Below are 2,874 nucleotides of genomic sequence, written 5' to 3' on the forward strand. Positions count from 1 at the left end.
CGGCTACCCCGCCGCCGCTCCACCCCCACCACGCTCGCCGAGCCGCGCCAACTGAGCCTGGAACAGGTCCAGCCGCGCCTGCAACAGCGCGGCCTCCGCGACAAGTTCGGGCACCCCCGTCCCCTGGACCGCCTCCAGCCCCGCCGGCGCGCTACCACCCCCGGCCACGACCCGCAACCCGTCCCCCGCCAGCCGCGCGAACCCGGCCGGCGACAAGGACGGCCGCCCCCGCAGGCACCCCCCACAGCAGGGCACCAGCGCCCGCCACCCCGGCCGCCCCCATCCGGCCTCGCCCAGCGCGGCGGCCCCGGCACCGCACGCGCACGCCCCCACGGTCATGACGCGCACCCGCTGCCGGGCGTACCGAAACCCACGCTCGAAGCGGATGTAGACGCCGAGAACGGAGACCTCCAACAACACGGCCGCGCGGTGCTCGGCCGTGCACAGCAACGCCTCGGCCGCCTGCCGGTCATGCACGCAGTGGAACCCGCAGTCGCAGCGCCGATGCGGCGCGCGGTGCCGCAACCCGTACACACACGACGCCTCCGCCACCACTCCGTACGGCAGCGCGCCACCCAGCGACACACCGGTGAACCCGGCCCGGGTGCCGTCCTGGGACAGCACCGGGTGGGCGATCTTGTATCCGGTCGGCGGCTCCGTCGGACGCTCCGTCGGAAGCCGCAGCCTCATCGGGCGACCGGGACCTCGTCCAGCGCGGGCTCCTCGATCTCCTGGAGTCCCTGAAGCTCGGGACGTTCGATCTCCTCGTCCCGGGCCTGCGGCTGCTCCTCCGCGATCCCGGTGGCCAGTGCCTTGCCCAGCTTCATGACGCCTCCATGAAATGCCGTCGCCGACCGTCCTGGCCATGGTGACCCATAAGGCACTGGTTTGGACATAGGGCACTCCCCGGGCGCTCGTCGGGCCCCCGACCCGCACTCCCCCGCACCCGCCGAGACAACCGGGAAGCATCCCTTACGAATACCGGGTAGAAGAATTAACTGGAGCTACACGGTCACGCTGCCGACACTACTCACATGACGACCGCCTTCGGCCGCGCCCTGTGCGCCATGATCACCCCGTTCACGACGTCCGGAGCACTGGACCTAGACGGTGCCCAACGCCTCGCCGCCCACCTGGTCGCACAGGGCTGCGACGGCCTCGTCCTGTCCGGCACGACGGGCGAGTCACCGACCACCACGGACGCCGAGAAGTCGGCCCTGATCGCAGCCGTCCGCGAGGCCGTGGGCGACCGGGCGTCGATCGTCGCGGGCATCGGCACGCCCGACACCCGGCACACCGTGGACCTGGCCCGGGAGGCCGAAAAGGCAGGTGCGGACGGCCTGTTAGTGGTGGCCCCCTACTACAGCAGGCCCCCGCAGGACGCGATCGAGGCCCACTTCCGCGAGATCGCCGACGCGAGCGAACTCCCGCTCATGCTCTACGACATCCCGTTCCGCACCGGCATCCGAATCGAACCGGAGACGATCCTCCGCCTCTCCGCACATCCCAGGATCGTCGCGGTCAAGGACTGCTCCTGCGACTTCCTGGCCGCCCAGAAGGTGCTGGCCCGCACGGACCTGGCGTACTACGCGGGCAGCGACGAGCACAACCTCGCGCTGTACGCGGTGGGCGGGGCCGGTTACGTCAGCACGGTGTCGAACGTGGTCCCGGACCGGCTGCGAGCCGTCCTGGACGCCTTCGACGCGGGCGACACGACACAGGCGGCCCGCCTCCAGCAGCAGGCCACCCCCCTCATCGAGGCGCTCATGTCGGCAGGCCTCCCGGGCACCGTGACGGCGAAGGCGCTCCTCACCGCCCTGGGCCTCCCCGCGGGCCCGGTCCGCGCTCCCCTGCGGCCCGCGGACGACAAGACGACCGACGAGCTCCTGTCGCTCTACAAGACCCTGATCACCACCTGACCGAGACGTGCCCAAGGCGGGTCCAAGGCCTGTCCGGGCCTGTAAGGCTTGGACAAGCCAGCCCACCGACCCGCTCACCAGCCCCCGCTCACCGCTGCGCGAACACCGGCTCCCACCGCCCCCTGTTGTCGTTGGGCGCCCGGAAGCCACCCGCCACCGGGCGCTCGACCGGGATTCACCGCTTGACCTCACCGCTCGCGAGGTAGAGCAGCCTGGTGCGCCGGACGGGCAGGTCCCGTTCCAGGACGGCGGCGACCCCCAGCCCGGGGGCGATGGTGACGTACGACCACCGGTCGGCCTTCTCGTACTTCTTCATCCTTCTTCATCTCGGGGTTCAGCATCCAGTACGTGCGTTCGGAGGCGGCACGGTCGGCGGACTGCTCGGCGTTCCTGGAGGTGCAGTACGCGGCCAGGGTGACCCGGCCGGTGGCGATCAGGTCACGTGGCGGCGACTGGTCCGGACGGGCGGTGAAGCCGGTCTGCTCCCCACCGCCCGAGGGACGTACGTCCTGCTTGCCGGAGTCCAGCATCGGCATGGCCACAGCCACGGCGACCACGGCGGCCGCCGCGGCGGAGGCGAGCCGGCGGGTGCGGTGACGCCGGCGGACCGCCAGGACCCTGTCGGCGAAGCCGGGGGCCGCGGCGGCTTCCCCTCGGCCTGGTCGCACAGCTCGTCGCGCACGAGTTCGCCGGCGTTCGCTGGCGCACCTCCACGGGCGAGTAGTCACGGGGCGGCCGCTGTTCCGCGGCGGCCGGGCCCACGGCGGCCAGCCCGGCCGCGAGGGCACGCAGCCGGGCCAGGGAGCGATGGATGGCGGACCGTACGGGGTGCCGGCGGAGCAGCCCAGGATGCGGGCCACTTCCGCCTCGGGCAGATCCTCGAAGTAGCGCAGCACGAGCACGGTGCGCTGCCGCGCGGTCAGCCGGGCCGGGGCGCCCCGCATCACCCGACGCA

Annotated in this window: 5 protein-coding genes and 1 pseudogene; 2 read left to right on the plus strand and 4 right to left on the minus strand. The window is 72.5% G+C overall.

The window, feature by feature from the left end:
• Positions 1–3: 3 nt before the first annotated feature.
• Both AOQ53_RS35700 and AOQ53_RS45060 read right to left on the minus strand, forming a co-directional pair.
• Positions 4–690, minus strand: coding sequence for a hypothetical protein (locus AOQ53_RS35700; protein WP_059423783.1), 687 nt, complete (start codon positions 688–690; stop codon positions 4–6).
• Positions 687–827, minus strand: coding sequence for a hypothetical protein (locus tag AOQ53_RS45060; RefSeq protein ID WP_167745799.1), 141 nt, complete (start codon positions 825–827; stop codon positions 687–689). Before AOQ53_RS45060 ends, AOQ53_RS35700 begins: the two co-directional genes overlap by 4 nt.
• Before the next feature lie 207 nt (positions 828–1,034).
• On the opposite strand from AOQ53_RS45060, the gene dapA reads away from it, so the two are divergent.
• Entirely contained in the window at positions 1,035–1,919 is an 885-nt protein-coding gene (gene dapA / locus AOQ53_RS35705) for a 4-hydroxy-tetrahydrodipicolinate synthase (protein WP_059423784.1), read from the plus strand.
• Positions 1,920–2,094: 175 nt separating this feature from the next.
• Here dapA and AOQ53_RS45360 read toward each other — a convergent pair whose 3' ends face one another.
• Positions 2,095–2,235, minus strand: a complete 141-nt coding sequence (locus AOQ53_RS45360; protein WP_174523401.1) for a hypothetical protein — start codon at positions 2,233–2,235, stop codon at positions 2,095–2,097.
• Positions 2,236–2,267: 32 nt separating this feature from the next.
• Here AOQ53_RS45360 and AOQ53_RS45365 point away from each other — a divergent pair, with 32 nt between their 5' ends.
• Positions 2,268–2,516: a hypothetical protein gene (locus tag AOQ53_RS45365; protein ID WP_059423785.1), complete on the plus strand. Its 249-nt coding sequence runs from the start codon at positions 2,268–2,270 to the stop codon at positions 2,514–2,516.
• A gap of 105 nt (positions 2,517–2,621) precedes the next feature.
• Here the strand turns inward: AOQ53_RS45365 and AOQ53_RS42255 are convergent.
• A pseudogene (locus AOQ53_RS42255) lies at positions 2,622–2,874 on the minus strand (sigma-70 family RNA polymerase sigma factor); the annotation flags it as partial.

Source organism: Streptomyces azureus (assembly GCF_001270025.1).
In the GTDB taxonomy this organism is placed as follows: Bacteria; Actinomycetota; Actinomycetes; order Streptomycetales; family Streptomycetaceae; genus Streptomyces; species Streptomyces azureus.

Bases quoted from the DNA above. Each gene is read 5' to 3' on its own strand.
- AOQ53_RS35700 (WP_059423783.1), bottom strand. From the start codon at position 690: ATGAGGCTGCGGCTTCCGACGGAGCGTCCGACGGAGCCGCCGACCGGA.
- AOQ53_RS45060 (WP_167745799.1), bottom strand. From the start codon at position 827: ATGAAGCTGGGCAAGGCACTGGCCACCGGGATCGCGGAGGAGCAGCCG.
- dapA (WP_059423784.1), top strand. From the start codon at position 1,035: ATGACGACCGCCTTCGGCCGCGCCCTGTGCGCCATGATCACCCCGTTC.
- AOQ53_RS45360 (WP_174523401.1), bottom strand. From the start codon at position 2,235: ATGAAGAAGTACGAGAAGGCCGACCGGTGGTCGTACGTCACCATCGCC.